1 protein-coding gene and 1 pseudogene are annotated in these 584 nt (G+C 73.8%); both read right to left on the bottom strand.

The features are described 5' to 3' along the window. Window positions 1–206 (bottom strand): annotated as a pseudogene (locus tag ACYVE9_RS30230) (hypothetical protein); the annotation flags it as partial. A gap of 185 nt (window positions 207–391) precedes the next feature. Further along, on the bottom strand, window positions 392–584 hold a 193-nt coding region (locus ACYVE9_RS30225), incomplete at its 5' end, for a hypothetical protein (protein ID WP_461031042.1).

Here is a 584-nt window from a genome sequence, read left to right as displayed (position 1 = left end):
GGCCTGACGCGGGTGGCGGACGGGGAGGCGGACGGGGAGGCGGGCGTCCCGGCGCCGGAGCCGGCGGGGCTCGACGCGGCAGGCTGCCGGGGTGCGCCGCCGGAACGGTTCCCCACGGTGACCACCACGGCTGCGGCGATCGCCGCGACGCCGACGAGAACGGCGATCACGACCAGCGCTAGCCTGTTGCGGCGCCTGCGAGCCATTCCGCCACGGTATTACCCGTGCCAGGGGGGCGCATTACCGGTCAGAGTGAGCCTCGTTACCCCCGTACGGGTGACGGTCTCGTGCCCCGGACGCCGTGGACGGTGTCCTCGTCCACAGGGTCGGCTTCCATGGAGTCGGCGCGTCAGCCGTCGGCCGGGCGTCCTTCCGCCGGGTGAAAATTCGCTCAGCCGTCGCGTTCCTGCCGTCCGCCTTCGCTAGGCTGGGCGTGTTTCTGTCCCCGTAGCCACTTCTTCACCCGCGTTCGTCCCACGACGCATGGCAGGTCGCGCACCCGCCGCCCGGCGGCGACCGCCGCACCGTCCGCCATGTCGTACCCGTCGGTCCCGGCCGTCCCACCGTGCCGCCCGGCCCGTGCC

The sequence above is a fragment of the Streptomyces sparsus genome (assembly GCF_054776295.1).
This window is presented reverse-complemented; position numbering and strand designations above follow the sequence as displayed.